Source organism: Neolewinella sp., from assembly GCF_965214665.1.
Classification (GTDB): domain Bacteria; phylum Bacteroidota; class Bacteroidia; order Chitinophagales; family Saprospiraceae; genus Neolewinella.
The window spans coordinates 2,085,457-2,107,151 of record NZ_OZ243970.1 but is presented as its reverse complement, the minus strand read 5'-3'; the positions used below and the strand labels follow the sequence as shown (position 1 = coordinate 2,107,151).

Sequence of the window (21,695 nt, the reverse complement as noted above, 5' to 3'; positions counted from 1 at the left end):
GCTCCGTTAGCTCAGTTGGATAGAGCAGGAATCTTCTAAATTTCAGGTCAAAGGTTCGAATCCTTTACGGGGCACTAATTCCACCGCACAGCCAGCTCATCCACCGCAGCGTAGAGCTCGCTAAAGTCGCGGATGGCGAAGTACAGCATCTGCACCTTGTCGATCACGAAGTCCTGCTGCATGATCGCGTCGAGGTCGAAGGGCTTGATGACCACGGCGTTGTCGCTGTAAATGTGCTTGGTCTCGGAGGTGCTGCTACAGATGCCGGCTCCGTACACCTTCACCTCGCCTTCCTGCCGCATCACCCCGAACTCGATGGTGAACCAGTATAGCCGCTCAAGTTGCTTGATTTTTTCCTCGTCATCGGCATGTTTGACCCCGAGGGCTCCGAGCTTCTGGGCGAAATCGGCGTAGTCCTTGTTGAGGTACAGTGGAATATGACCGAAGATATCGTGGAACATATCCGGCTCCTCGAGGTAGTCCAGTTGATCCTCGCTACGCAGCCAGGTACTGGAGCAGAAGCGGCGTCTGCTCAGTAGGTCGAAAAACTCATCGACTGGCAGAAATCCCCTCACCACCTCGATGGACCAACCGTGGGCCTCCGTCAGGGCGCGATTCAGGTCACTGAAGCGCGGCGGATGATCGGCCGAAAGAATGGGGTAGAGTTGCTGTAGGCACTCCAAGTACTCGGCGCAGGCGGTGGATTTGAGGGCCGCGAGCTGCCGCTGGGTGAGGGTGCGCCAGATGCGGTAGTCGGTGGGGGTGTAGGCGGCGTAGTCCTGGCGTAGGGGGGTGACGGTGGGGGAGGGCGTGGACATGATGGCTAGTTTGTTAGTGCAAACGTTGTTTCGGCAATAATGATGTTAAGGTTATGAGTTTACCATTTACAATGTACCAATTACCCTGTACCATTTGTTCGGCTCTGCTCGCTTTGCTCGTGGGTTCACCACAGATTGCACTCGTGCTACGCGAAGGGCTTCACAGAGGACTTCGCAAACCTAGTCCTCTGTGAATACCTCTGTGAAACCCTCCATATCCTCCGTGGTGAACTTACGAGCACAGCGAGCTGCCACACAAATGGTACACGATATATTGTAAACGGTACATTGTAAATCCCCTAACCCAAACTCCCCTGAGTAACCCGCTCAGGAGCCCCCCGAAAGCTCACCTCCAGCCGGTAGCCGGCACCGATGTTGCCGACCAGCGGACCGAACATTGTCTCCATCAGCTGCTGGGCCTGGATCTTAGCGCGGTCCATGACGTCGCTCTCCAGGGCATCCTCGCGGAAGCTCTCGCGTAGGGCATTCACGCCCTCGTCGATGTTGGCGCCCTTGACCTCGCGCAGCCAGCCGATGTCGAGCTTTTCTACCTTAGGCAGTACCTCGTGACTGAGAATCTCCGGCTCCGGTAGGGTGATGCGGACCGTTTTATTTTGTTCGTCGAGGGCTAGATCGAAGTACTCATTGAGGCGGAAGCCGACCTTCAGGATACTCAGGGCGGTGATCTCGACGTCGGTCTCGGAAACGTTCATGCCCCAGATGGTGGTCTGCAGGTTCTTACTGATGCCTTTTTTGTCGCGCACCTCGATGGTAGCCAGCTCCCCGATGACGTTCTCGACTTTTTCCTGAAACAAGCCCTTACTGCGACTAAAGTCCTCGATGGCGGCCCGCTCCCGCATCCGGGCTACCAGGGGGCGGAGGGCTTCCCCCATGGCGATGGAGCAGGGGTTCTGTACGTCTGCCCCCCGTGCCAGAATGTTTCCGTTGCGGGTACGGATCACCGCGGCCAGTACCTTATTGAGCATAAAGCAGGTGTAGTTGCTGGCCACCTCCTCGAAGATCTCGGTCACCTTTTGTCCGCCCTCGTCGTACCAGGTCTCGTAGAGCGCCGCCGAGGTATCCCGTAGCCGCATAAAGTCCTGGTAGTACAGCTCGGTCAGCTGCGGGTGCTGCCGGTCGTACTCCAGCATCACCTCCTGCTGGAGGCTGTCGTTGAGTCCGAGCCGGTTGCTGACGTGCCGCAGAATATCCGTATTGATATCGTGCACCAGCTCATCGAACTCCCTACGGTAACGCCGCGGATTCTGTAGAATGGCCAGAGCCGTCTCCGGATCGATGTTGTAGTTAAAGTCCGCCGGCCGGTACTGCAGCTCGTACTCCGCCGGTCCGGCCAGAAAGCTCCCCGGCGTGTTGCGCAGCGCCCGGTAGCCGAGTACGCCGAGGATACCCAGGATAGCCACGACGATAAGGATCTGAGCGGTACCGATACCTTGCTTGGTGGGGGGAGGGGTCAAGGGGGAGGTTGTTGCGTTGTTGGGTTGGTGAGTTGTTGCGTTGCGGTTGGGGTAGGCGTGATAGGCGTTAGGATGTGGTAGGTAGTAGGTAGGTGTAACAAGGGGTCATGAGCATAAGATGACCAGGTCAAGCTTTATATCAATAAATCTACTATCGTCCTCTAGCTCCATCTACTACACCTACCACATCTACTACACCTACCACACCTACTACACCTACCACACCTACCACACCTCCAACGACCGCAACGCAACAACCCAACAACTCACCCACCCAACAACTGCCAAAGCTTCACCACCTGCACCGCCTCCCGCACGTCGTGTACCCGCAGCACCGAGGCCCCCTGCTGGAGCGCGTACAAATTGAGCGCGGCGGTAGCCGAAAGACTCTCCTCCGGACCGATCTTCAGCGGTTTATACACCATCCCCTTCCGACTCATACCGGCCAGGACGGGCACCCCGAGGTACTGAAAGGCATGGAGGTTCTTCAGTAGCGTATAGTTCTGCGCCTGGTTCTTGCCGAAGCCGAAGCCGGGGTCGACCAGAATATCCAGTACCCCCAGGTTACGGATGCGCACGAGGTGCTCGGCCAGGAAATCCCAGACGTGGGTCACGACGTCCTCCCCGTAGTCCTGCGTATGCTGCTGCATGGTGGCCGGCGTGGCGTCGGGCATGTGCATGAGCACGTAGGGCACGCGTAGGGCGGCTACGGTAGGCAGTAGCTCCGGGTCGAAGCGGCCAGCGCTGATGTCGTTGATCATGCCGGCTCCGGCGGCGACGGCGGCGCGGGCCGTAGCGGCGTAGACCGTATCGCAGCTGATCACCACCTCAGGGTCTGCCGCCCGCACGGCCTCGATCACCGGCAGCACCCGCTCCTGTTCCTCCGCGGCGGTGATGAGGTCCGCTCCGGGCCGGGACGACATACCGCCCACGTCGATAATTGCAGCGCCTGCTTCCACCATGGCACCTGCGGCCCCGCCCACCTGCTGTGCCTGCACGCGACTTCCGGCGTGGAAGCTATCCGGCGTGGCGTTGAGGATGCCCATGACCAGGGGCCGTTCGGCGCGCAGGAAGTAGCCGTTGCAGTTGAGGGAGAAGGGTTCGAAGGGCACGTGCGCGGAGGGTTAGTCGCGAATAACCGCATAAAAGCCGACTTTTACCCTGCGATGCCGTACACCGAGCAACAGATCCGCGGCCTGGCCATCAATTTTTTGCGCTTTCACTATAAGCTCCGGCCCCGCCATCCGGCCGCGGCCGGCACCCGTATCGTCGATAAACCGCACTACTATCAGGGGGTACTGATCGACGCCCGCCTGGCCTACCGGCGCCCCGACGGCAGCTACTTCACCGCTACCGTGGAGGCCACCAGCCTGGACCGGCAGGACGAGATCCTCTACCAGACCAACTACTGGCGCATCGGCGCCCACACCCTAGTTTGGACAATAGTTCTTGCCACAGTAATCAGTTGGGCGGGCACGCAGGTGCAAGCAATAAACCTATTTCGGCGCTTTGGCACCCCGAACGCCTATCTGGTGCTGGTGCTTCTTCTGGTGGTCCTGTATATGATGGTGGGGGCAACGCTGCGTGGTCTGAAGCGCTACCGCTACATCTACGCCGTAGACCAGTTCAAGCACTTTTACGCCGACGCGCAGTGGGTGGCCTACGACGTGGAGATTTTTGCCGCCGATACCCGGCACACTCGGCGGCACTACCGAGAGCTGGAGCGGCAGTGCGTCAAGTACGGCTTCGGACTGCTGGCGGTAGAGCAGGATAAGGTGGTGCGTAAAGTAATGAGTCCTAGTCAGGTCGATCAATTCGGCGGGCATCGTATCCGACTGCCACGGTGGCTGGCCCGGGCCGAGGTGGCCGCGCCCCAAGTAGCCGTGCTACCTCTAGAAGCGATCGACCCCCTTACGGTAGAGGAGCCAGTAAGGGCCGTGGTATCCGCAAGTCCGGGTCGGCCGCCTGCTTTACGGCAGTTGGGTAAACGGGGGGTGTTGCTTCGGGCGCGTATACGACGATTTTACCGGGGCCTATTTCCCTCCGGGCTGCGGCGGCGGCCGGGTTACTACAAGTTGGGGGGGTGGGTGTTTATACTAGGCATACCGGCGGTGCTGCTGCTAGGGTGGGGGGTGTACCGACAGGCGGCCTATTCCCCCGTTGCGCTGGAGGGAAGAAAGGGGGCCGAGCCCGATCTGACCATATTAGAACCCACCGGCGAACCGGCTCCACCCCTGGCCGTGGAGGAGGGGGAGTACCAGCGGCCCGTGGTGGATAGCCTGCCCGAAAAAGCGCTACCGGTGAGCCCACCCGAGGAGCAGCTAATTGCCCCGGCCCCTATCGAAAATCTGGATAGCTTAAGGCGCTACCGGCTGGACGCGGACGGGGCGGAACGACTCGACTACGACTGTCTGCCGTTATATACCCTAGGTGAGCCGGTTTATATCCTGCTCTTCGGTCGCTACGCTAGTTTTGCCACCGCGCGACAATGGGCCCTGGAGCTCAACCGCCTGTACCAGTCGCCGGTTACGGTAGCGGCGGGCAGTTGCGTAGAATCACCTACCTCAACGGACTACCTGCTCTACATCGACGGCCCTACGCGGGAGGAGGGGGATGCCAATTTGCTGGCACGGACCTTTTTGCGGCGGAGTGGGTTGGAGGTGGAGATTGTGGAAATTCGCTGAGGCGGCCAAGGCGTCCGACGCCTTAAAGCGTCGGACGCCTAGTACGAAAAAACTATGGAAGTAAAGAATAATATCCTCGAGACCATCGGTAACACGCCACTGGTCGAACTGCATAAGGTGGTCAAGGGCCTGCAGTGTCGGGTGCTGATGAAGGTGGAGACCTTTAATCCGGGTCACTCGATCAAGGACCGCATGGCCCTGAAAATGGTCGACGACGCCGAGGCCGATGGCCGTCTGCGGCCCGGGGGTACCATCATCGAGTGTACCAGCGGCAATACCGGCATGGGACTGGCCCTGGCCGCCTGCGTCAGGGGCTACCGCTGCATCTTCACTACCTCCGATAAGCAAAGCAAGGAGAAGCTCGACATTCTGCGGGCCATGGGCGCGGAAGTAATCGTATGCCCCACCAACGTGAGTGCCGAGGACCCCCGCAGCTACTACTCCGTCGCCGAGCGGCTCAGTCAGGAGATTCCCAACAGTTTCTGGTTCAACCAGTACGATAATTTGAGCAACCGCAAGGCCCACTACGAGAGCACGGGTCCGGAGATCTGGCGGCAGACCGACGGGCAGGTCACCCACATCGTGGTCGGCGTCGGTACGGGCGGCACCATCAGCGGCACGGGCAAATACCTTAAGGAGCAGAATCCTGATATTAAGGTTTGGGGCGTGGACACCTACGGCTCGGTCTTTAAGAAGTACAAAGAAACGGGGGAGTTCGACGAAAAGGAGATCTACCCCTACATCACCGAGGGCATCGGCGAGGACATTCTGCCGAAGAATGTGGACTTCGACGTGATCGATCTTTTCGAAAAGGTCACCGATAAGGACGGAGCGGTGATGGCCCGGCGGTTGGCGCGGGAAGAAGGACTGCTGCTCGGCTACTCGGCGGGTAGTGCCGTAGCCGGTCTGCTCCAACTTAAGGACCAGCTCAAGCCGGACGACCTCGTCGTCGTAATCATCCACGACCACGGCAGCCGCTACATCGGCAAGATTTACAACGACGACTGGATGCGCGACCGCGGCTTCCTCGACGCCGAGCTCAAGGTGCGCGATCTGATTAGCGCCAAGAAGGAGGAGGCTTTCGCCGGCATCAACCGCGACGATAGCGTACGCCAGGCCCTAAAATTGATGAAGGAGCACGACTTTAGCCAAATGCCCGTGCTGAATGGCGAGGAGGTAGTAGGATCCATCACCGAGACCGACGTGCTCAATTACCTGCTCGAAAACCCCATGGAGCACGCCGAGCAGCCGGTGCGTAAGATCATGCGCCGCCCCTTCCCGGAGGTGAGCACCGACCTGACGCTGAGCGAGCTGGGTAAGCACATCACGAAGGAAAATCCGGCGGTAGTGGCTACGGATCGGAGTGGGCGTAAGCACTTGATCGCGCAGTACGATATTTTGCAGGCGATATGAGCAAGCGGTATCCCCGAACGCTGTCGTCTGGTGGAAATAATACGGTCATAGCTCTATCGGAAACAGAGGCGGCGAAACTCTTTCACGGGGATACCCGCTCGGAGATAGGCTCGGAGGCGCAAAAGTTACAGTTTGCCAACGCGGTGAATGATCTCGTCGTAAAGTTTAACCGCTTGGACGTCAGCGAGGAGCTCGACGTAGATATGCTGGTCATGGAGCGCCTGTATCCCATCGACTACCGCGCTTACGAGTACGAGCGCAAATTGTTGTGGCTGGATGTGTTCGAGGACGAGCTGCGGCAGCTCCACGGGGCCGGTTTTGCCCACCGCGACATTCGGCGTCCGAGCGATATGCCGGGGCTACGCTTCGACAATGTATTTCTTACCGACCGGGGGCTCCGTCTCATCGACGTGGGCATCAGCGCCCTGCGGGAGGCAGTTGGTGACCGGCTTTTTGATCGCTTTGTGAAGACGGAGCTGGAGGAGCTGGAGGTATTTCGGCAGTACTTTCTTAGTCGGTAAACTCCCCAGTGACCTCCGGAAAAACTACCCCGTCGTACACCACCGCAAGAGGCACGGTCACTCCTAGCGATAGCACTTCCATTTCCTGTTCGGGCTGGGTGTAATTCCCGATACGCCACAGCTCCTCCGTCTCCCGGTAGTAGGACTGTACCAGCATAGATAGGCTGTCGATGAGGATATACTCCTTGAGGCTGGGAAGCTTCCAGTAGGCCTGGAACTTTTCGCCCCGGTCGATGGTGGCGGTCTTTTTCGAGAGTACCTCGATGATTAGGGAGGGGTTGCGGAGTCTTTCGATGCCGCCTTCTTCGTCTTCGGCCTCGCCGCAGACGGCACTTAGGTCAGGGAAATAGATTTTATTCAGGAGGTAGACGGAGATGGCGGTATCGCTATCGTATACTTCGCAGTCCTCCGTTTTGCGGGCAAGTGCTAGAAAGGAGTTGCGGCGGATACGATTGTGTGCAGCCTTCGCACCGGCCATCATCCGCAATGATCCATCTAAGAACTCATACTTGTACTCACAGCTCTCGATGAAGTCGAGGTATTCCTGCTTGGTGTAATGATGGTCGGTTAGTTGGCGCGCTTCCATAGACTGCAAAATAGGGCAATTCAACCGGACTGTACGTTTTGGGTATACGATCTAGTTGAGACCGTCCTCTGGATCGACATCGGGTAGAGCCACTCCTTCATAGAGTTTGGTCAGTGGGATCTGTATACCGAGCGTTTGAATAGGTAGGACTTGATCCATACGGTAAAAGCTTCCTATTTGCCAGGAGTTTCTGTCCTGCCGGTAGTAACTCTCAATAGCGCACTTTCGGCTGTCGATAAGGATATATTCACGAAAACTTTCCAATCTACGGTAGGCTGCAAATTTTTCCGATCGATCGTACTCAGCTGTTTTTTGCGAGAGCACTTCGACGATAAGTGCAGGATTGATTAGTCTGGCAATTCCCCCGCCTGGTTCGTACTCAACGCTATCGGCGCACACGGCTGTAGTATCAGGAAAATAATACCGGTTGAGCTCCCGGATAGACACTGCATTTTCGCTTCCCTTGATGAAGCAGTCGTGCTCGGCGGAACGCAGCGCGTAACCCAAATTATCAATGATGTCGTTGTGGGCAGCAGTACCGCCGGCCATCATTAGCAGCCGACCATCAAGAAACTCATATTTGTGTAGCGAATCTTCCAGCACCCTAAAGTACTCTTCTCTACTATACCTGATATCAGTGCGTATCTGTCTTGCCTCCATAACCGCAAGATAAGGAGTTCGACTTTTAGAGAAATAATCCTCGTAACTGCTACCCCCAGTTACGAACTTAGCTACCCCTTCAGCATCGCCAAAATCTGCTCCACCTCCAGCTGCCCCGCCTTACCGGTGCCGGCCAGGATTTGATCGGCTAGGTCGCGCTTATCGGCGTGCAGGGCCAGTACCTGCTCCTCGATGGTGCCCTCGGTGACGAAGCGGTACACGGTCACCGGCCGCTGCTGCCCGATGCGGTGGGCCCGGTCGCTGGCCTGGTCCTCGGCCGCAGGGTTCCACCAGGGGTCGAGGTGGAGCACGTAGTCGGCCTCGGTGAGGTTGAGCCCCGTGCCGCCGGCCTTGAGGCTGATGAGGAAGAGCTTACCCTGGCCGGACTGAAAGGCGTCCACCGCCTCGGCCCGCTTCTTGCCCGGCGTACTACCGTCTAGATATTGATACGGGATGTCATGCTGTTGTACCCACTGCTCCACCAGCCGCAGGTGCTTTACGAACTGACTGAAGACTAGCGCCTTGTGTCCATTGTCGAGGAGTTCCAGGATCGTCTCGCCCACCAGTTCCAGTTTGGCACTGGGTATCTTGCTCTTAGGCCGTACCAGCTTCGGATTACAGGCTGCCTGCCGCAGCTTTGTGAGCTGGGCCAGCACGATGAATTTCTTCTGCTCCGGCGGGGCCTCCAGGATTTCCTTCAGGGCCGTACGGCGCATGGCCTCGTACAGGGCGGCCTCCTCGGGGCCGGGCGTGACGCTGAGTACCACCTCGGTCTTGGCGGGCAGTTCTTTGAGCACCTCATCCTTGCGGCGGCGCAGGATGAAGGGCTGCACCAGCTTCCGCAGTTGCTCGCGCCGTGCCTTATCGTCGCCCCGCGCGATCGGGATGGCGTACTTCTCCCCGAAGGCCTTCTTACTACTCAGCAGCCCCGGATTGAGGAAGCGAAACAGGCTCCACAACTCCCCCAGGTGGTTCTCGATGGGCGTACCCGTCGTCGCTACCTTAAACTTTCCCTGTAGCTCACTCACGATCCGCGCCCGCTTCGTGGCGGAGTTCTTGATGGCCTGCGCCTCGTCGATCACGATGGTACCATACTCCACGCTCCCGAGCGCCTCATTTACGTAGGTCAGCAGCCCGTAGCTCACCAGCAGTACGTCACCCGGCTCCAACTGATCGACTAGGTGGGTATCGTTGCTATGAGCTAGCAGCACCGGACGGAGCGCCGGAGCAAAGCGTTCGCACTCCGCGCGCCAGTTGCGGATCACGGAGGCGGGGGCCAGTACCAGGGCGGGGCCTTCTTCGGCGCGGGCGGTCAGTACGGCCAGGGCCTGTACGGTTTTACCCAGTCCCATATCGTCGGCCAGGCAGGCACCCACTCCCCAGGCGGCCAGGCGCATCATCCAGTCGTAGCCCTCGGTCTGGTAGTCGCGCAGCGTAGCGGCAAACGGCTCCGGGGGGCGGGGCCGCAGGTGCCGGGCGGATTGAATGCGCTGCAGGGCCTCCTCCCACTCCGCATCGTACTGCAGGTGGTCGAGGTCCTGGGCTACCTCCGCAAAGGCCCCGGCGGCCAGGGTGGGCAGTTGCAGTTTACCGCCGCGCTCGTGCAGCAGGCCCTCCATCTGTTCGATACGCTGGCGCAGCTCCTCGGTTATAGCCACGAACTCCCCCTCCTTCAGGCGCACGAAGCCACTGTCGTTGTTGCGGGTCTGTTCGAGTAGGAACTGTAGGTCGAGCACCCGATTCTCGTCGATGCGCAGGCTTCCATCTACCTGGAACCAGTCGCGCTGCTTGCCCACCCGCAGCTCCAGATCGTCGAAGTCGACGTTGCCGTCCAGGCGCAGTTTTTGGCCCCGGGGGTACTCGACGCTCACCCTTTCATCCTTGACTAGCTTGCGTAGTTCGAGCAGGAAGCGCAGGGCGGTCAGCTCCTCCGGTAGCTCCCAGTGGTAGGGTCCGTGGGTGGGCTCGCCGAGTGTGGGGCAGTCGGTGCGTAGGGCATCGGCGGCGGCCGTCTCTCCGGTCAGGTCCCGCTCCAGGATGCGGCGGCCGTCTTCGCCGGCTACCAGGCTGCGCAGGAGTCCCGCGCCGGGGGGGTAGTACAGCGGCAGGTCGGGTAGGGGGCGGGCCAGGAACTCTACGCGATAACCTTCCGCTAGCGGCAATAGGTGGGCACTAATGTGATTGCTACCGGCCACTACCGGCAGGTCGCTGTTGAGCAGGTCGGTATCGGAGTGAATGGTCACTCCCTCGCGCATGGCTTCCAGACTGGCTTCTAATCGGTCGCGGGCCTCCAGGGGTACGTCGATACCGTACTCGATGGCCTGGCAGAGGGCTAGTTGGTGATCGTCGAGCTGGTATACTGCGTAGCGGGTGGGCGTGACCTTCTTAAACTGGTAGTGGCCGGGGCCGGAGGGTGGGGGGTCGAAGCGCACTTCCAGCCCGTCTTCCCGCTCGGCTACGGAAACGCTGGCCTCCCCGCGGCGCAGCTCGACGGGGATACGCTTGGCGTCGTCGATGTACAGGCGGGGGTGGCCGACGAGTTCCCAGAGCAGGCGACCAAAATCGACCGTGATGTAGTCCTCGTTGAAGTAGCCGTCCAGGGCCAGGGCCCGGCCGTTGGCGTTGCGCAGGGCGTTGATGATACTGAGGTCCTCCTTGGTGCGGTAGCGGCGCTGACTGGGGGCGAAGAGCTCTTCCCAGCGCAGCTTGCGTCCGGGGGTGTAGCCGCCCTTGCCTAACTTCTGTTCCTTGACGGTGGCCTGCTGGGTTTGGAAGTCGAGGACCCAGATGGTGCGTAGGGGGGGATCGGCTTCCTTTCTTACACTGTTTGCACCTGCGGCCCCGCCCGCTTTGGTGAGCTTTTCTACCCGTTGCAGGGCGGTCTGCCAGGTAGGGGTGAGAGGACGTAGGCGCAGGAGGTAGTGAAAGTGATACTGCTCGGCGAGGGTGGCGAGACGGCTACGCCAGACGGGGGCGTCAGGATGCAGGGGGAAGAGACGCGTCAGGGTGTTGAATAGCTCGCCCTCGATCCAGGCTAGGTGAGCGTAGGTACCCTGATCGAGGGAGCGAAGGAGGGGATCGAGTACGGCGGTCGGGGGACGAATACCCCGCCAGCAGCAGACCCACAGCAGCAGCACGTAATCGAGGGGGGTGACGGGCAGTCTGGTGTACCACTGGGTGAGCTGCTCGTCGGTGGGTAGCGGCTGCTCGGCGGCCGGCGTGAGGTAGTGCCGCATGAGCTGGATGCCGGCAACGGTGGCCGTCAGCTTGGTGGCGTTCAGGAGCTTGCTGGCGGCGGCCGGGGTGATCTCCCCCTGCGCCAGTCCGATAAGGAGCAGCACGATGTCGAGTGGGTCGATACGGTACTCGATGACGGCGATGCGCTCGCGCAGCAACTGGGTATCGAGCTCATGCCCTTCCAGAAGGTGGGCCAGGAGATCGAGATCGACGTGTTTGCGGCGTACGTCGGGACGGCCGATGATGTCGTGGATGAGGTAGACGCCGGGTAGTTCGACGCGGCGCCAGTCTTCGATCTCGAGCAGGTCGTGGCGGGCGTAGAGGTCGAGGATGGTTTGGGCCAGGGGCGCGGTGATGCCCAGCGGCCGTACCCCGTTGGTGGCCAGGAACTCGCCGATGATCTCCGGCTGGCGCCAGCTCCAGAAGTCGGCTTCATCGATGAGAAAGAGGCGATCCAGGGCCTCGGTATCGGGGCGGTAGTAGGAGTTGCCCTGGAGGGCGCGGGCCAGGTCGGCCAGACTATCCCGGAAAGCAGTGGGGTTGTCGGCAATCACGGCCAGCAGGACGGGCTCTACGGTGGTATAGTTATAATAGTAGCCGCGCTGGGAGGCTTTAGTGCTGCGGTACCGGGATTGGGCCAGTTGGCGTAAAGTGGTGTTGTCCTGGGTAGCGCGCTGGCCGAGCAGGGCGATGCGGGCGGCCAGGGGGATGGAGTAGCCGGCACCGTAGCTGCTTTTGGTGACCAGGTCGGGTACGGCGTCGAGCGCCTTGCGAATGGCGGCGGCGGAGTAGGTGCGGCCGTTGGTCTGCGTGACGCGGGCTTCCTCCAGCAATTGGCGTAGGGGGGTAGAGGAGTCGGCCTGGCCGAGTACCAGGAGGGTATCTAGGCAGGTGAGGGTGACCGGGTCTAGGGTAGTGGTGCTTGGCACGGGGGCAAAGCTACGGGACTGCCGGGGGTTCCGGGTCCAGTACGACGCCTTCGTAAAAAACGGAAAGGGGCAGGGTGATATTCAGGGTATTGATGCGTACCTCCTGGTCGAGCTCCTGGTAGTTGGCGATGCGCCACAGGTCGGATTGTTCGCGGTAGTAGGTTTCTACGTTGTAGCGCCGGCTGTCGATGAGCAGGTACTCGCGGAAGCTCGGTAGCTGGCGGTAGGCGCTGAACTTGGTGGTACGGTCGTAGTCGGCGGTGCCTTCGGAGAGGACCTCGACGAGGAGGGCGGGGTTGGTGAGGCGGGCAATGCCACCGCCGGGCTCGTAGGCGGCTTCGGCCTCGCAGACGGCGCTGGCGTCGGGGAAGAAGTATTTGTTGAGCAACTGGACGGAGACCGCCATTTCGCTATTATTGATTTTACAATTGTGATCAGCAGCGCGAAGTTGGTAATAGGTGTTGCCGACGATATCCGCGTGTGCTACGGTGCCGCCCGCCATCATCTTCACCCGCCCATTCAGGTACTCATACTTATGCTGGGAGGTGCGCAGCAGCGCAAAGTAGTCTTCCCTGGTATAGTAGCGCTGGGTGAGTTGCTTGGCATTCATGGGGGTAAAATACGGCTATTAGCGAGGACCTCGAAGGGTTCCTTGGAGCGCAGCGACTTGGAACCTTTGAGCGTCCGGTCGAGTCGCAATTCAACTGGACCCTCAACTCCGAGCGTAGCGATCACGCTTGCGTAAAGGTCCTAAGCGCTCACGCGCAAAGGACCCTTCGAGGACCGTGCTTTGAATTTATTTCCGACTTAGTTTGTAAATCAAGCTAACTATCCCTATCTTCGTATCGCAATCACTTAGTTTAACCTCTAAACTATCTCCACTATGGGATACGGAAAATGGTCCAGCGCCGAGTACGGCCGCTACCGCACGTCTTATGCCTCCCGGCGCACGGACGACATCTTCACCGCCAACCGCCACGGTCGCATCGACCCCCGGCTCGATCCCTTCCGCGTGGGGATGCGGGAGAGCCGCGATTCGGCCGAGCACCCCGCCACGCTGGCCGTCTCGCTCTACCTCGACGTGACCGGCTCCATGGGCATGGTGCCCGAGGATATGGTGCGCAACCAGCTCGGCGGACTCATGGACACCATGATCGGCCAGGGCATCACTTCCCCCCAGCTCATGTTTTCTGCTGTGGGCGATCACCGCTGCGACCGGGCCCCGCTGCAGCTCGGACAGTTCGAGTCCTCCACCCAGCTGGTCAACGACGGGCTGAGTCGCCTGTGGCTAGAGGGGGGTGGGGGAGATGCCCCCGAGAGCTACCTGCTGGCCTGGCACGCCGCCGCCCGCCACACTAGCATCGACTGCTGGGAAAAGCGGCAGCAGCGGGGCTTTCTCTTTACGGTCGGCGACGATACCACCCACACCGTGCTGGAGGGTAACTCACTACAGAAACTCTACGGCTACGACCGTACCCAGAGCGAACGAGCCACCGATCTCCTGACCGAAGCCCAGCGCAGCTACCACGTCTTCCACATCAACCTCGACCATGGCCGCGGCGGACAGAGTGCCCGGGTCACCGACCAGTGGTACGACCTGCTGGGCAAACGGGCCATCACGCTGACCGATCACCGCAAGATCGGTCTGCTCGTAGCTACCATCGTGGCCGTCATGAGCGGCGCCGACGCCGATACCCTCGTAAAAAACCAGGCCACCGACGCCCGCCGCGAGCTCTCGGATGCCCTTAACTCCCTGGCCCTATGATCACCCACTGCGTCATCGGACTCGGCTACGGCGATGAGGGGAAGGGAGCTACCACCGATTCGCTAGTCCGTCAGTCCCGCCGCCCCCTGGTCGTCCGCTTCAGCGGCGGGCACCAGGCGGGCCACACCGTAATCGGGGAAGACGGCCGGCCCCACGTGTTCAGCAACTTCGGGGCCGGTAGCCTGGCCGGGGCGGCTACCTTCTGGAGTCGCCACTGCACCTTTCACCCGGTGGGGTATGCTAACGAACGGCGGGCCCTGGAGGACCGGGGTCTCGATCCGCTACTCATCGCCGACGGCCGCTGCCCGGTCACCACCCCCTACGACCTGCTCTACAACCGCAACCGCGAGACTAAGCTGCGCCACGGCAGTTGCGGACTCGGCTTCGGTGCCACGGTTGCCCGCCACGCGAGCCCCCACAAACTGCACGTGCTGGACCTGCTGGACGACTTCGTACTACGGCAGAAACTGCGCTCCGTAGCGCTGTACTACGAGAAGCTCGGTGCCACTTTCGATGCTCCGGTACTGGAACGTGCCCTGGCCGATTTCCACGCCGCGAACGAGACAGTACGCCGCAGCCTCCGGGTCACCGACGCCCGCTCCTTTTTCTGGGACCTGCCCTACGATACGATCATCTTCGAGGGCAGTCAGGGGGTGCTGCTCGACCAGGAGTTCGGCTACTTTCCCCACGTGACGCGGGCGCATACGACGAGCCGCAATGCCTTTGCGCTGTGCCGGGTCTATGGGCTGCTGGAGCCGCAGGTGCATTACGTCACCCGTTGCTACCAGACACGGCACGGTAACGGTCCGCTGACCAACGAAGACTTGCCCGGCCCGAAGTTGCGCGATACGCCCGAGGAGACCAACGTCTATAATCCCTGGCAGGGCCATCAACGCCGTACGCTGCTGGATGTGGATCAGCTTCGGTATGCGCTGGCCTGCGATAGCCACTACGCGGGTACGGCTAGGCGGGAGGTGGTGGTGACCTGCCTGGATCAGCTGAAGTGGCCGTGGCGGGTCACCGAGCACGGTCGGGTGATCGAACTAGCGGGCACCGAGCACCTAAGTGAGCTGCTACAGCTTCCGGTACGCAGGTCAGGGGCGCGGTTGCCTGTGGCCAGTGCGTACGATAGCAGAGTCGGAGCTCCTCCACCCGGGTGACCCGTGAGCCTACTGAGTCATGGTGCACAGTTATCTTCGCCAGCAAACCACCCGGCCATGCGCAAGCTGCTCCTCTGCCTGCACTTCCTCGTTCTTTGCACCTGCGTCCGCGCCCAAACTTCCCCGCCGGAATGGATGCGCTACCCGACGATCTCGCCAGACGGGAAGACGATCGCTTTTGCCTACCAGGGCGACATCTTCATGGTGCCGACCGGGGGAGGACAGGCCCGCCCCGTGACGCTCGGAGAGGATTACGCTTACATGCCAGTGTTCAGCCCAGACGGGCAGCAGCTAGCCTTTGCCAGTGACCGCTACGGCAACTTTGATGTCTTCGTGATGCCGGCGCGGGGTGGAGAGGCCCGGCGGCTGACCTACCACAGCGGTGGGGACTATCCGTACACCTTTACGCCCGACGGAAGCGCGGTAGTGTTCGGCGGGCGGTACCAGGATGCAGCCAGTAATATGCTCTTTCCGACCGGCGCGCAGCCGGAGCTTTACCGGGTGGCCGTGGCCGATGGGACGATCAGCCAGGTCTTTACCGTACCGGCCGAGGAAGCGCGCTACTCCGCCGACGGGCAGTACCTCTACTACCAGGACCAGAAGGGCTACGAGAACGAGTGGCGCAAGCACCATACCTCGGCCATCGCCCGCGACCTGTGGCGCTATAACACTAGCGACGGGAGCTTCGAGCAACTGACCGACCACGAGGCCGAGGATCGTCACCCCGTAGTGGCCACCAACGGGCAAACCATCTACTTCCTCAGCGAGCGCAACGGTGACTTCAACGTCTTTTCCATGCCCGCAAGCGGTGGGCCGGCTACGCAGCTGACGAACTTCGAGCGGCACCCGGTGCGCTTCCTGAGCATCAGTGGCGACGGGCTGCTGGTCTTCAGCTGGCACGGGGAGCTGTACACCCTACGGCCCGGAGAAGAACCCAAAAAAGTGGACGTACAACTCAACTATGATGGGCGGCAAGCGCAGGATGCAGTGAAACCGCTAGCGGGCGAGTTCACCGAGGCCACCCTCAGCCCCAATGGTAAGGAGTACGCCTTCGTGTTCCGCGGCGAAGTGTTCGTAAGCAGTGTAGAGACCGGTACGACGAAGCGTATCACCAATACCGCGCAGCAGGAACGTAGCGTGAGCTGGCACCCAGAGGGAAAGGCCCTCTACTACGCCTCGGAAAACGACAAAAGCTGGGATGTGATGAAAACCAGTATCGAGCGCGACGACGAGCCCTACTTCTTCGTATCGACACTACTGAAGGAGGAGCCCGTGGTGGCCACGGAGGCCGAGGAGTTCTACCCCCAGGTGAGTCCGGATGGGGAGAAGGTAGCCTACCTCAAAGACCGTACGACGATAATGGTGCGTAATCTGAAATCGGGTAAGGAGGTGATGGTCCTCGGCCCCGAGCACAACTACTCCTACTCCGACGGCGACATGTACTTTGCCTGGAGCCCGGACAGTCGGTACCTGACGGCGGACTTCGGCCGGCCCCAGCGGGTCGCCTTTTTCACCAACGTGGCGCTACTCGACATTACCAAAGAGAACGCGCCGGTAAACGTCACCTACGGCGGCTACAGCGATGGCGGCGCAAAATTCAGCCGCGACGGCAGCATGCTCTACTACTACAGCGTGCGGGAGGGTAACCGGTCAGAGAACGGCCGGTTCTCCGGTGACGGCAACACCTATGCCCTCTACCTGACGCGGGAGGCGCGGGACCGGGCGGAGCTGACCGAGGAGGAATTCGAACTGGCCAGGGAGATGGAAAAGAAGGAGAAAGAGGATAAGGACAAAGACGAAGAGAAAAAAGACAAGGACTCCCTTGACGTAAAGCCGATCGAGATCGAGTGGGAGGGCATCGAGGACCGCAAGGAGCGGCTAACGGAGTTTACCGATGCCTACGCCGATGAGCTGCTGAGTGAGGACGGGGAGACGCTGTTTTACCTAACGGAAACCGACGGCAAGTACAACCTGCACAAAATCGGACTGCGGGACGAGGAGACGGAAACTCTGGCGGAGCTCGGTGCCGACCAGGCGGGAGGGATGGAGCTGAGTAGGGATGGCAAGTCGATCTTTTTACTCGCCGACGAAAAGCCCGTGCTGGTCACCATTGCCGACGGAAAGGTGAAGAAGCTGCAATCGAAGGGGGAGATGGTGCTCAAGGCCGACGAGGAGCGCGCCTACATCTTCGATCACGCCTGGCGGCAGATGCGGGAGAAATTCTACGTGGAAGATATGCAGGGGGTCGACTGGGCCTTCTACCGCGATGCCTACCGGCCCAAGCTCAAGGACATCAACAACAACTACGACTTTGCCGAGCTGCTGAGCGAGATGCTGGGGGAGACCAATGCCAGTCATACCGGTAGCGGCTTCCGGCACTCCGAGCCCCTAGGGGATAAGACGGCGGCGCTGGGCATGCTGTTTTCGCTCGATGGTCAGTCGCTGCGGGTGGAGGAGGTGCTGCGCGACGGTCCGCTCGATAAGGCGGATGTAGACGTGGAACCCGGCGAGGTACTAACGGCCGTGAACGGGCAATCGGTGAGTCATCTCGGCCAGCTGCACCAGGCGCTTAATCGCGTGGAAGGGCAGCGGGTACTGCTCACCTTTGCGGGTGGCAAGGGTAAAGGCCATACCGAGACCGTGGAGCCCATCAGCACCGGAGCGGAGAACGAGCTACTATACGACCGCTGGGTGCGGCAGCAGCGGGCTATGGTGGATAGTCTTTCCGGCGGCGAGCTGGGTTACGTGCACGTGCGGGCCATGAACGATGCCAGTATGCGCGACGTGGTGGACGCGGCTTTGGGACGGCACATCGGCGCGAAGGCCCTGGTGGTGGACATCCGCTTCAATGGCGGGGGCAACCTCCACGACCGGCTGGCCGACTTCCTCGACGGCAAGAAGTACATGGACCTGATCCCCCACGGCCAGTACATCGGCTCTGAGCCCCTCAACCGCTGGACCAAGCCCAGCATCGTGCTGGTGAACGAGAGCAGCTACTCCGACTCCCACATCTTCCCAGTGGCCTATACGCTTAAGGGCATCGGCAAGACTGTGGGTATGCCCGTGCCCGGCACCGGTACCTTCGTGTGGTGGGAGACGCAGATCGACCCGACGCTGTACTTCGGCATCCCGATGGGGGGTTGGAAAGTTGAGGAGGGGTACTTTTTGGAGAATACGCAGTTCGAGCCTACGGTCAAGGTGGCACTGAAGCCGGGGGAGGTGAGCCGGGGGGTGGATAGTCAGACGGCGGCTGCGGTGGCGGAGTTGCTGCGGCAGGCGCGGTAGTGTATATTTCGGATGGTATTCCGGAGGTTGGATTCTTGCGGTACGGTGGTGCTGCCTTACCCCCGATCATCTACTCCCCCAACTGTCAAACCTCGTCCAGTGATTCCCTGCACCCGCGCTTGCCGAACCCTGCTTCTGTTGATTTGCTCCTGTGCGCTCGCCACAACGTACGCCCAGACCTACCGCTCCTTCGAAGTTCGGCGGGTGGCCAATGACCCGGCGGCCAACGGCGTGACCGATTTCCGCGGCCCTACGGCCACCATGATCACCGAAGAGCGGGTGGAGTTCCTGGATCGCTACCAGCGGGAGGCCCGCCGCCACTTCGATGCGCCGGACCTGGCCCACGAGGTGATTAGCGATGCAGAGAGTGCCGACATCGCCGCCGCCATCAAACCACAGCCGCTACCGGAGGTCCGCCAGCGCATCCCCCTGAAGGAGTGGAAGTACTACGGCTACCGTGAGGGTAAGGAGGGTAGGGCCGCGGCCAAACTGCTACTCAACGGGGCTTATCCCTTTCTGGAAACCGGCGAGGGTAAGCTCACCTGGCGCCAACCCGGGCGGCGCGACTGGGAATTTTCCGGGCAGTCCTGGCGTATGGCCTTCACCCTACAACTGCGGCTGGGGGGCAACGCTCCCACCAAACTGGTTTTCAGCGAATCGGGCAAGGTCATTGCGGCAACCATCGTGATCGCACCGGACGGGCAGCTGAGCTACACCACGGCCGACGATAAGGTGGTGACGGTGTCCGAGCAGGTAGACTCATCCGCCCCCCACACCCTCAAACTAGAATTCGACCTGGGGGCCTGGAAGCGCGGCGTCGACGTGGGCCGCTATAACCTCTACGTCGACGACCGTAAGGTAGCCGATTACGTGCCCATCGAGCGGGTGGTAGAGGAGGGCGTAGGTTACGCCAAGAACTTCAGTTCGCTGGCAAAAATCAATACGCTTACCATCGCGGCCGGGGCGGGCACCGCACTCGATGGCCTGTGGGGCGTGGGCTACCAACTCACCGGCCGCGAGAGCTACCCCTACACGGTAGAAACTTTTCTCGACGAAGACTATGAACTACAGCCGGCCATCACGGACTGGGCTACGGCCGACTACGTCGATTCCCTCTGGGCTACCGGTGAACTGCCCCTTAGCTACGGCAGCGAGCGCCATAGCCGGGAGGACCTTTACTTGCGCAAAAAGGTCTACGTAGGAGACGTTGAAAAAGCCTTTTGGAACGTAGAAACCCTCGACCCCTCCGGTGCGCTCTACGTCAACGGACAGCTAGTCACCCGTACCGATAAGCGCTACCCCCTGCACGTCGACATTAGCGACTATCTGGTGCCTAACGATACCAACACGCTGGCCGTGAAGGTCGATCACTTCTACCTTACCGAGCGGGTCGGCGAGCTGATGCCGCACAGTAGTCTGGACTTCAACATCGGCTGGTTCGCCGGCCGTATGTGGCTCGACTTGGTCGAGCGGGTGCACCTAAAGGACGTGTTCGCCTACACCGAAACGCTCAGCGGCACCAACGCCGGGGGCACCACCGCTACCTCCGCCGGGCTGGTCATCCGACCCACGGTACAAAACGACGGCTTCGTAAGCTTCGACGGTACGCTGGAGGTAAGCCTGAGCCCCTGGTTTCCGCAGGAAGGACCGGCGGTGGCCCGGCAGTCCTACCCCCTTACCGCCCTGGTTACGGATACCACCACGCTGCGGCTCACCGTACCTGAGCCCGAGCTGTGGACGCCCGAGCGGCCCCGCCTCTATAAGCTCAGCGTGGTACTTCGCGACGCTGAGGGTAGGGCGGTGGACGACTACGTGGTCACCACCGGCATCCGAACGGTCGATCAGCGCGGCGGTCACTTCAACCTCAACGGCCGGGTGAGCATGCTCAACGGCGCGCAGACCTTCGGCTTTCGCTCGCCCATCGAGACGATGATCACCGACCAGCGCAATGCCCCCGCCTACTGGGTGGCCAAGGAGATCATGCAGATCAAGCGCATGAACGGCAACCTGCTCCGTACCCACGTCCACGCCTGGGAGTTTCCCGCCCGCGGCACCAACGACCCCCGCTACGCCGAGTACGCCGACCAGCTGGGCCTGATGATCCTGTGGTGCCCCACCAGCTGGATCCGCACCGGACGGGGCTGGCGCGACATCGACTTCGAGGGCTACCCCCTGAACATGCGGCAGGTACGCAACCACCCCAGCATCGTGATGTGGGAGGCCGCCAACCACACCCAGAGCTTTAAGGACAAACCCTACTCGGAAAGCAACCGCTACGTCGAGGCCGTCTACGAGATGATGCGCCCCGAAGATCCTAGCCGCCTGCTCAGCGTCAACAGTTTTATCCAGCACCTACACTACGGCAACGACGCCGGCACCGTTACCTACCGGGGCGAGCCGATGGAGCCTACCTACGCCTGGACGGCCCCCGGCGTCACCCGCGGCAATCAGGACAGTCCCACCGGGTACAAGAAGGACTGGTCGGAGCTACGCAACTGGCCCGGCGACTACCGGCAGGACCTACTCGACAGCGAGGAGCGCGCCTACTTCAACTTCGAGCACCAAGAGAGCATCGGCCAGCCTAACTGGAACCTCTGCCGCGGCCGCCCCTGGTACCTGCTACAGAGTTACGAGCACGAGTACGACGAGGCCACGGTGGGCCGCCGGCTTTCCACCGACGAGTGGGCGCAGAGCCAGGCCTGGCAGGGGTTCTCGGCCTGGGAGGCCATGAAGAAAATGCGCTGGCTTGACTACGACGGCTTCAGCTGGTGCTCCCTACACGGCGGGCCCAACTCGGTCACCTACAAAAAGCCCCTCATCGATTTTCTCGGCCACGCCAAGATCGCCTGGCACGTCAACCAGATGATCTTCCAGCGCTCGGTGGCCGGCAGCTACGACGTGGATACGGTGTATGGCCCCGACGACGAGATCACGCCCGTCATCAACCACTGGGGCGGGGCCGCAAGTGCAACGCTAGTGGTGGAGGTGACGGGCGAAAACGGCACCCCCATCGACCGTAAAACCTACCCGGACGTCGACCTACCCGAAGGGCGCAACAAGGTGGTACTACCCGGCTGGCGGCCTGACTTTGGCGGCGAGGGGCTCTACACCATCGCGTACACGCTCACGCTCGACGGGGAAGACACCACCAAACGGTAACCC

General features: G+C 61.0%; 14 protein-coding genes and 1 tRNA gene. 8 read left to right on the top strand and 7 right to left on the bottom strand.

The genetic code is table 11. The annotated features are described in order from the left end of the window. Positions 1-74, top strand: a tRNA-Arg gene (locus tag ACOOHD_RS09250). On the opposite strand, the gene ACOOHD_RS09245 is transcribed toward ACOOHD_RS09250, so the two are convergent. The 3 genes from ACOOHD_RS09245 to folP form a co-directional block, all read right to left on the bottom strand. Next, a complete protein-coding gene (locus tag ACOOHD_RS09245; RefSeq protein ID WP_420461279.1) occupies positions 75-818 on the bottom strand; it encodes a phenylalanine 4-monooxygenase in 744 nt (247 codons plus the stop codon). It abuts the tRNA gene before it with no gap. Positions 819-1,117: 299 nt separating this feature from the next. Further along, on the bottom strand, positions 1,118-2,293 hold the full coding sequence (locus ACOOHD_RS09240; RefSeq protein ID WP_420461278.1) for a DUF4230 domain-containing protein: 1,176 nt from the start codon (positions 2,291-2,293) through the stop codon (positions 1,118-1,120). Between the two features lie 266 nt (positions 2,294-2,559). Beyond that, positions 2,560-3,405, bottom strand: coding sequence for a dihydropteroate synthase (folP, locus tag ACOOHD_RS09235; RefSeq protein ID WP_420461277.1), 846 nt, complete (start codon positions 3,403-3,405; stop codon positions 2,560-2,562). Positions 3,406-3,459: 54 nt separating this feature from the next. Here folP and ACOOHD_RS09230 point away from each other — a divergent pair, with 54 nt between their 5' ends. From ACOOHD_RS09230 to ACOOHD_RS09220, 3 genes are all read left to right on the top strand, one after another. Further along, the gene (locus ACOOHD_RS09230; RefSeq protein WP_420461276.1) at positions 3,460-4,977 is read left to right on the top strand and encodes a hypothetical protein; all 1,518 of its coding nucleotides are present in this window, start codon (positions 3,460-3,462) and stop codon (positions 4,975-4,977) included. Positions 4,978-5,031: 54 nt separating this feature from the next. After that, positions 5,032-6,390, top strand: coding sequence for a pyridoxal-phosphate dependent enzyme (locus tag ACOOHD_RS09225; RefSeq protein ID WP_420461275.1), 1,359 nt, complete (start codon positions 5,032-5,034; stop codon positions 6,388-6,390). Positions 6,391-6,533: 143 nt separating this feature from the next. Then, on the top strand, positions 6,534-6,911 hold the full coding sequence (locus ACOOHD_RS09220; protein WP_420461274.1) for a hypothetical protein: 378 nt from the start codon (positions 6,534-6,536) through the stop codon (positions 6,909-6,911). On the opposite strand, the gene ACOOHD_RS09215 is transcribed toward ACOOHD_RS09220, so the two are convergent. The 4 genes from ACOOHD_RS09215 to ACOOHD_RS09200 all read right to left on the bottom strand — a co-directional run bounded on the left by ACOOHD_RS09215 (position 6,901) and on the right by ACOOHD_RS09200 (position 12,933). Continuing rightward, the gene (locus ACOOHD_RS09215; protein WP_420461273.1) at positions 6,901-7,497 is read right to left on the bottom strand and encodes a Uma2 family endonuclease; all 597 of its coding nucleotides are present in this window, start codon (positions 7,495-7,497) and stop codon (positions 6,901-6,903) included. The two genes, ACOOHD_RS09220 and ACOOHD_RS09215, sit on opposite strands and share 11 nt — an antisense overlap. 51 nt (positions 7,498-7,548) lie before the next feature. Beyond that, the gene (locus ACOOHD_RS09210; RefSeq protein WP_420461272.1) at positions 7,549-8,157 is read right to left on the bottom strand and encodes a Uma2 family endonuclease; all 609 of its coding nucleotides are present in this window, start codon (positions 8,155-8,157) and stop codon (positions 7,549-7,551) included. A gap of 71 nt (positions 8,158-8,228) precedes the next feature. Further along, a complete protein-coding gene (locus tag ACOOHD_RS09205; RefSeq protein WP_420461271.1) occupies positions 8,229-12,323 on the bottom strand; it encodes a DEAD/DEAH box helicase in 4,095 nt (1,364 codons plus the stop codon). A gap of 10 nt (positions 12,324-12,333) precedes the next feature. Then, a complete protein-coding gene (locus tag ACOOHD_RS09200) occupies positions 12,334-12,933 on the bottom strand; it encodes a Uma2 family endonuclease (RefSeq protein ID WP_420461270.1) in 600 nt (199 codons plus the stop codon). 273 nt (positions 12,934-13,206) lie between these two features. Here ACOOHD_RS09200 and ACOOHD_RS09195 point away from each other — a divergent pair, with 273 nt between their 5' ends. The 4 genes from ACOOHD_RS09195 to ACOOHD_RS09180 all read left to right on the top strand — a co-directional run bounded on the left by ACOOHD_RS09195 (position 13,207) and on the right by ACOOHD_RS09180 (position 21,692). Next, entirely contained in the window at positions 13,207-14,088 is an 882-nt protein-coding gene (locus ACOOHD_RS09195) for a hypothetical protein (RefSeq protein WP_420461269.1), read from the top strand. Beyond that, a complete protein-coding gene (locus ACOOHD_RS09190; RefSeq protein ID WP_420461268.1) occupies positions 14,085-15,248 on the top strand; it encodes an adenylosuccinate synthetase in 1,164 nt (387 codons plus the stop codon). The genes ACOOHD_RS09195 and ACOOHD_RS09190 overlap by 4 nt, the downstream gene beginning before the upstream one ends. Positions 15,249-15,305: 57 nt before the next feature. Then, a complete protein-coding gene (locus ACOOHD_RS09185; protein ID WP_420461267.1) occupies positions 15,306-18,533 on the top strand; it encodes a S41 family peptidase in 3,228 nt (1,075 codons plus the stop codon). Positions 18,534-18,671: 138 nt separating this feature from the next. Continuing rightward, the gene (locus tag ACOOHD_RS09180; protein ID WP_420461266.1) at positions 18,672-21,692 is read left to right on the top strand and encodes a glycoside hydrolase family 2 TIM barrel-domain containing protein; all 3,021 of its coding nucleotides are present in this window, start codon (positions 18,672-18,674) and stop codon (positions 21,690-21,692) included. Positions 21,693-21,695 lie beyond the last annotated feature (3 nt).

Bases quoted from the DNA above. Each gene is read 5' to 3' on its own strand.
- ACOOHD_RS09245 (WP_420461279.1), bottom strand. From the start codon at position 818: ATGTCCACGCCCTCCCCCACCGTCACCCCCCTACGCCAGGACTACGCC.
- ACOOHD_RS09230 (WP_420461276.1), top strand. From the start codon at position 3,460: ATGCCGTACACCGAGCAACAGATCCGCGGCCTGGCCATCAATTTTTTG.
- ACOOHD_RS09225 (WP_420461275.1), top strand. From the start codon at position 5,032: ATGGAAGTAAAGAATAATATCCTCGAGACCATCGGTAACACGCCACTG.
- ACOOHD_RS09215 (WP_420461273.1), bottom strand. From the start codon at position 7,497: ATGGAAGCGCGCCAACTAACCGACCATCATTACACCAAGCAGGAATAC.
- ACOOHD_RS09210 (WP_420461272.1), bottom strand. From the start codon at position 8,157: ATGGAGGCAAGACAGATACGCACTGATATCAGGTATAGTAGAGAAGAG.
- ACOOHD_RS09200 (WP_420461270.1), bottom strand. From the start codon at position 12,933: ATGAATGCCAAGCAACTCACCCAGCGCTACTATACCAGGGAAGACTAC.
- ACOOHD_RS09195 (WP_420461269.1), top strand. From the start codon at position 13,207: ATGGGATACGGAAAATGGTCCAGCGCCGAGTACGGCCGCTACCGCACG.
- ACOOHD_RS09190 (WP_420461268.1), top strand. From the start codon at position 14,085: ATGATCACCCACTGCGTCATCGGACTCGGCTACGGCGATGAGGGGAAG.
- ACOOHD_RS09185 (WP_420461267.1), top strand. From the start codon at position 15,306: ATGCGCAAGCTGCTCCTCTGCCTGCACTTCCTCGTTCTTTGCACCTGC.